The following is a 6611-nucleotide window of genomic DNA, read 5'->3' on the forward strand; positions in this document are numbered from 1 at the left end:
CAAGCCTTTGCGGCACTGGCCAAGGCCGTGCGCTGAGCCTGCCCGCACGTTGCTGCTCCACCCCCCACGAGGACCGATTCACCATGTCCCCCCAACCCTGGCTGGCTAGCTATGGCGCCATCCCTGCCCACATCGATCCCGACAGCCATCCCAGCATCGTGCACCTGCTGTGTGCCGCCATGCAGCGTTATGCGCACCGGCCCGCATTCACCTGCCTGGGCCAGACGCTGACCTATGCGCATGTGGACCAGCAATCCCGCGCGTTTGCGGCCTACCTGCAAAACGTGCTGCGCGTGCGCAAGGGCGACCGCATTGCCGTGATGTGCCCGAACCTGATGGCGTTTCCCATCGCCATGCTCGGCATTGCGCGCGCGGGCTGTGTGCAGGTGAACGTGAATCCGCTGTACACCCCGCGGGAGCTGGAGCACCAGCTAAAGGACGCAGGAGCGAGGGTGATGGTGATTTATGCAGGGTCTACTGCGACCCTGGCTGCCATCCAAGACCGGGTGGAACTGCACAGCATCATCACCGTGGCGCCCGGCGACGGCACCGCAGCCGACCTGCCTGGGCCGCCCGTGGATGCCCACCTGCACACCACCACCTCGTTTGCGCGCGCCCTGGCCGAGGGCGCCACCCTGCCTTTTGCGCCACCTGTGCTGGAGGGGGGCGACCTGCTGTTCCTGCAGTACACCGGGGGCACCACGGGCCTGTCCAAAGGGGCCATGCTCACGCACCGCAACCTGGTGGCCAACGTGGAGCAGTTCAAGGCCTTCGTGCCCGATGCCCTGCGCCCCGCACAGGAGGTCGTCGTCACGGCCATTCCGCTGTATCACATCTTCGCGCTCATGGTGAACCTGATCAGCTACTTTGCGGTGGGTGCGCGCAACTGGCTGGTGCCCAACCCGCGTGACCTGGACGGGTTGATCGACGTGCTGAATGCCGCGCGCCCCAGCGTGTTCATGGGGGTCAACACGCTGTACGCCGGGCTGGCGGCGCACCCCGGCACGCAGGGCGTGGACTTCTCCAACCTGCGGCTGGCGGGCGGCGGCGGCGCTGCCATCCTGCCATCGGTCTCTGCCCGCTGGCAGGCCATCACCGGCCAGTTCATCCGCGAAGGTTACGGCCTGAGCGAGACCAGCCCCGTGGTTGCCTTCAACCCCGCATCGGTCACGGCTTTCAGCGGCAGCACCGGCCTGCCCCTGCCTTCCACCGACGTGCTGCTGCTGGACGACCACGGCCACCCCGTGCCCCTGGGCCAGCCCGGCGAGGTCTGCGTGAAAGGCCCCCAGGTCATGGGCGGCTACTGGCAGCAGCCTGAGGCCAACGCAGCCGCCTTCACCCCCGACGGCTACTTCCGCACCGGCGACATTGGTCAGCTGGACGAGCGTGGTTTTCTCAAGATCGTGGACCGCAAAAAGGACATGGTCATCGTCTCAGGCTTCAACGTCTTTCCCAACGAAGTCGAAGCCGTAGCCACCGCGTGTCCCGGCGTGCTGGAATGCGCCTGCATCGGCGTGCCAGACGAGAAGACGGGCGAGGCGTTGCGGCTGTATGTGGTGCGCGCGGCGGGCACTGTGCCGCAGGTGGATGCAGACCACATCGCCGCCCATTGCCGCGCAGCGCTCACTGCCTACAAGGTGCCCCGGCAGATCGTGTTTGTGGAGGCCCTGCCCAAGTCCAGTGTTGGCAAGATCTTGCGCCGCGAGCTGCGCGACATGGCGTGAGTGTGCGGGGTGGCGGTTTCAGAAGACGGCGGGCTTGCGCAGACATGGCGCGCTGACGCCTCTGCGCTTGTCAGCCCCGCCGCTGCAGATCCCGCGCCCCGTAAGCACAGTAGCCCGGCTTGGGGCTCTTCTTCTGCGGGTGCAGGCGGCAGGTCTCGGGCCGCTTGTCATACACCGTGCACAGCCGCGTCTTGGGGTCCAGAAAATTGCAGTCCCCACTCGCCCGCCGCGCCATCGTGAAGATCGCGTTCTTGTGGTTGAAGTGGTCGATCAGCCGCGCCTTTTGCAGCCGCTTGGCAATGTGGCGGATTTCTTCATGCTCGGCCTCGAACGGGTCCACCAGTTCCAGCCGCACCAGGTCCGAGAGCTGCACCTCCAGCGGCATCGTGCAGCAGTTGGCCGCGCAGGTGTCGCACAGGCCTGCGCGGTAGCGGGTCCAGGTGTCGAGGCGGTCTACGTCAACGATGGCGATGGGGGATCTCATGGCGCAGTGTTGGACGGCTGCAGGAGCGGCTGCGACTGCGCCGCCAGTGCGTGCAACTCGTCTCCTGTGAGTCGGTAACGGATCCACTCGCTCTGCGGGCGGGCACCCAGGCTGTCATACAGCGCGATGGAAGGTGTATTCCAGTCCAGCACACTCCACTCGAAGCGCCCGCAGTCGTGGTCCACGGCGATGCGTGCGAGTTGCCTGAGCAGCGCCATGCCCGCGCCCTTGCCGCGGTGCTCTGGCGACACGTACAGGTCTTCCAGATACAGACCGTGGCGGCCCTGCCAGGTCGAATAGTTAAAGAAGTACACCGCGAAGCCCACGGGGGTATCGCCGTCCTGGCAGATCAGGCCATGCACCTTGGGATTGGTGCAGAACAGCGTGCGGTGCACATGTGCGGGTGTGGCCAGCGCCTCCTGCTCAGCCTTCTCATAGATCGCCAGTTCCCGCACGAAGTGCAGGATCAGGTCGGTGTCATCGATGGTTGCGGGACGGATGGCAAGATGGGTCATGCGAAGAAGGTCGGGCAAAGGGCACAAAGGCCACCCGAGGGTGGCCTTCCTGAATGCGCGAGCGGCGGCAGGGCGCGGCGGCGACGATCAAGCGATCGATCAGACGTCGATATTCCCCGCCCGCAGCGCATTGGTTTCAATGAAATCCCGGCGCGGCTCCACCTCATCGCCCATCAGCATCGTGAACACGCGGTCGGCTTCGATCGCATCGTCGATCTGCACGCGCAGCAGGCGGCGCACGTTGGGGTCCATCGTGGTTTCCCACAGCTGCTCGGGGTTCATTTCGCCCAGGCCCTTGTAGCGCTGGCGGCTGGTGGTGCGTTCGGCTTCGGCAATCAGCCACTTCATGGCCTGGCGGAAGTCGCTGACCTTTTCTTCCTTCTGCTTGTCGCCTTCGCCCCGCATCGCCTTGGCGCCTTCGGCCAGCAGGCCGCGGAAGGTTTCGGCGGCTTCGGCCAGGGCGGCGTAGTCGGCGCCGTGCACGAAGTCCTGCGTGATGACGCTGCTCTTGATGTTGCCGTGGTGGCGGCGGCTGATGCGCAGCAGAGGCTTGTCGGTGCGGGCGTCAAATTCACCGGCCACTTCGGCGGGGGCGCCGGTGGTGTTCAACTCGCGCAGCTTGGCTTGCAGGGCCACGGCGCTGGCCTCGGCATCGGCCACGGTGTCGAGCTTGAGGCTCACGCCGTCGGCAATGGCGCGCAGGGCTTCAGCGTCCATGAAGTTGCCCAGGCGGGCGATGACGCTTTCAGCGATCTGGTGCTTGCGCGCCAGTTCGGCCAGGGTGTCGCCGGTCAGGGTTTGTGGGTTGGCGCCGCCGGTGGTCACGCTGGCGTGGTTCAGCGCAATGCGCAGCAAGAATCCGTCGAGCGCGGGGGCGTCCTTCAGGTACAGCTCTTCCTTGCCTGCCTTGACCTTGTACAGCGGTGGCTGCGCGATGTAGATGTGGCCGCGCTCGACCAGTTCGGGCATCTGGCGGTAGAAGAAGGTGAGCAGCAGGGTGCGGATGTGGGCGCCGTCCACGTCGGCGTCGGTCATGATGATGATGCGGTGGTAGCGCAGCTTGGCCACATCAAAGTCGTCGCCGCCGGTGGTGCCGCCCGCCTTGCCGATGCCGGTGCCCAGGGCGGTGATCAGCGTGAGGATTTCGTTGCTGGTCAGCAGCTTTTCGTAGCGGGCTTTTTCCACGTTCAGGATCTTGCCGCGCAGGGGCAGGATGGCCTGGAACTTGCGGTCGCGGCCCTGCTTGGCGGAGCCACCGGCGGAGTCACCCTCGACGATGTAGATCTCGCACAGGGCGGGGTCTTTTTCCTGGCAGTCGGCCAGCTTGCCGGGCAGGCCCATACCGTCGAGCACGCCCTTGCGGCGGGTCATTTCGCGGGCCTTGCGGGCGGCTTCCCGGGCCTTGGCGGCCTCGACGATCTTGCCACAGATGATCTTGGCGTCGTTGGGCTTTTCTTGCAGGTAGTCCGTCAGCAGCTTGCCCACGATGTCTTCCACCGGGGCGCGCACTTCGCTCGACACCAGCTTGTCCTTGGTCTGGCTGCTGAACTTGGGCTCGGGCACCTTCACGCTGAGCACGCAGCACAGGCCTTCGCGCATGTCATCGCCAGTGACTTCGACCTTGGCCTTCTTGGCCAGCTCGTTTTCTTCGATGTACTTGTTGATGACGCGGGTCATCGCGGCGCGCAGGCCGGTGAGGTGGGTGCCGCCGTCACGCTGGGGGATGTTGTTGGTGAAGCACAGCACTTGCTCGGTGTACGCGCTGTTCCACTGCATGGCCACTTCCACGCCGATGTGCGTGCCGGGGATGCCACCGTAGCTCTCGGCCGGGCGCTCGCCTGCGGCGTAGAACGAGGTGGGGTGCAGAACAGTCTTGCCCTTGTTGATGAATTCGACAAAGCCGCGCACGCCACCGGCGCCCGAGAAGTCGTCTTCCTTGCCGCTGCGCTCGTCCTTGAGACGAATGCGCACGCCGTTGTTCAGGAACGAAAGTTCGCGCAGGCGCTTGGCCAGGATCTCGTAGTGGAAGTCGTTGTTCTCTTTGAAGATCTCGGTGTCGGGCAAAAAGTGCACTTCAGTGCCACGCTTTTCGGTCTCGCCGGTCACCTTCATGGGGCTGACTTCAAAGCCGTCCACGGTGGCCAGCAAGCGGTCTTGCACAAAGCCGCGCGCAAATTCGATCTGGTGCACTTTGCCTTCGCGGCGCACGGTCAGGCGCAGCCATTTGGACAGTGCGTTCACGCAGCTCACGCCCACGCCGTGCAGGCCGCCCGACACCTTGTAGCTGTTCTGGTTGAACTTGCCGCCCGCGTGCAGTTCGGTCAGGGCAATTTCTGCCGCCGAGCGTTTGGGCTCGTGCTTGTCGTCCATCTTCACGCCGGTGGGGATGCCACGGCCGTTGTCGGTCACGCTGATGGAGTTGTCGGTGTGGATGGTGACGACGATGTCATCGCAGTGGCCGGCCAGGGCTTCGTCGATGGAGTTGTCGACCACTTCGAACACCAGGTGGTGCAGGCCGGTGCCGTCGCTGGTGTCGCCGATGTACATGCCAGGGCGCTTGCGCACGGCCTCCAGGCCTTCGAGGATGGTGATGGCGCCTTCGCCGTAGCTTTCGCTGGCGCCGGCCTGGTTGGTGTCGATCTTGTTGACGGTGGGCTCCACATGGCCGGAGACGCCGGAGGATTCGGGCTCGGAGGGAATGTTGTTGTCAACGGTCATGGTGGGCCTTGGGATCCGTGGAAACCGGGGTTTCCAATATGTTCAATGGTCAAATTGGGCGCAAGCGCATATTGAATATGCGCTTGCAGCTATCAATACAGTAGCGGTTGCGGTGTGGCGATGCAACTGTGAAGCAGGGCGGGTGTCACGCCGCCTCAGATGCGCATGGGCATCACGACGTACTTGAAGCTGTCGTTGTCGGGGATGGTCAGAAGCGCAGAGCTGTTGCCGTCCGAAAGCTCCACCTTCACCATGTCCTGGCCCATGTTGGCCAGGGCGTCGATGAGGTAGGTCACGTTGAAGCCGATCTCGATGGTGTCGCCACCGTAGTCGATGTCGAGCTCGTCCACGGCCTCTTCCTGCTCGGCGTTGTTGGACGCCACGCGCAGGGTGCCGGGCTCCAGGTTCAGGCGCACGCCCTTGAACTTGTCGCTGGTCATGATGGCCGTGCGCTGCAGGCTGGCCAGCAGCGGGGCGCGGCCCAGGGTGACGCTGTTCTTGTGGTTCTTGGGGATCACGCGGTTGTAGTCGGGGAACTTGCCCTCGACCAGCTTGGTCACGAACTCCATGCCGCCAAAGGTGAACTTGGCTTGGTTGTTGGCGAACTGCATCTCGATGTGCGGCTGGTTCTCGCCACCCGCATCAGACAACAGGCGCTGCAGCTCGATCACGGTCTTGCGCGGCAGTATGACTTCCTGCTTGGGCACTTCGACGTCCAGCGTAGCGCTGGCAAAGGCCAGGCGGTGGCCGTCGGTGGCGACCAGGCTCAGGGTCTTGCCCTCGGCCACGAACAGGATGCCGTTGAGGTAGTAGCGGATGTCCTGCACCGCCATTGCGAACGACACCTGGCCGAGCAGGTCCTTCAGCGTCTTTTGGGGCACGGCGAACACGGGGCCAAAGGCGGCGGATTCCTGCACCAGCGGGAAGTCTTCGGCCGGCAGGCTTTGCAGCGTGAAGCGGCTCTTGCCGCCCTTGAGGATGAGCTTGGACTGGGCCGATTCGAGGCTGACCGTCTGGTCGCCCGGCATGGTGCGCAGGATGTCGATGAGCTTGCGCGCCCCCACGGTGGTGGTGAAGTCGCCGGTGTCGCCACCCAGTTCGGCCGTGGTGCGGATCTGGATTTCGAGGTCGCTGGTCGTCAGCTGCAGGGCATTGCCCGTCTTGCGGATC

The 6611-nt window shown here is 64.7% G+C and carries 5 protein-coding genes; 1 reads left to right on the forward strand and 4 read right to left on the reverse strand.

What is annotated here, in order from left to right:
* The first annotated feature begins 83 nt into the window (after nucleotides 1-83).
* Nucleotides 84-1724 (forward strand): AMP-binding protein, encoded by a 1641-nt coding sequence (locus DBR23_RS13275; RefSeq protein ID WP_108498570.1) that lies wholly within the window; start codon nucleotides 84-86, stop codon nucleotides 1722-1724.
* A 70-nt stretch (nucleotides 1725-1794) separates the two neighbouring features.
* Here DBR23_RS13275 and DBR23_RS13280 read toward each other — a convergent pair whose 3' ends face one another.
* The 4 genes from DBR23_RS13280 to dnaN form a co-directional block, all read right to left on the reverse strand.
* Nucleotides 1795-2208, reverse strand: coding sequence for a YkgJ family cysteine cluster protein (locus tag DBR23_RS13280; RefSeq protein ID WP_015011832.1), 414 nt, complete (start codon nucleotides 2206-2208; stop codon nucleotides 1795-1797).
* Nucleotides 2205-2723, reverse strand: coding sequence for a GNAT family N-acetyltransferase (locus DBR23_RS13285; RefSeq protein ID WP_056742599.1), 519 nt, complete (start codon nucleotides 2721-2723; stop codon nucleotides 2205-2207). The genes DBR23_RS13280 and DBR23_RS13285 overlap by 4 nt, the downstream gene beginning before the upstream one ends.
* 99 nt (nucleotides 2724-2822) lie before the next feature.
* Nucleotides 2823-5441 carry a DNA topoisomerase (ATP-hydrolyzing) subunit B gene (gene gyrB, locus DBR23_RS13290; RefSeq protein ID WP_108498571.1) on the reverse strand — a complete coding sequence of 873 codons (2619 nt, stop codon included), beginning with the start codon at nucleotides 5439-5441 and terminating at the stop codon, nucleotides 2823-2825.
* A gap of 155 nt (nucleotides 5442-5596) precedes the next feature.
* Nucleotides 5597-6611, reverse strand: a 1015-nt coding sequence (gene dnaN / locus DBR23_RS13295) for a DNA polymerase III subunit beta (RefSeq protein WP_108498572.1), incomplete at its 5' end; no start/stop codon positions are given.

Source organism: Acidovorax sp. HMWF018 (genome assembly GCF_003061035.1).
GTDB lineage: Bacteria > Pseudomonadota > Gammaproteobacteria > Burkholderiales > Burkholderiaceae_C > Acidovorax > Acidovorax delafieldii.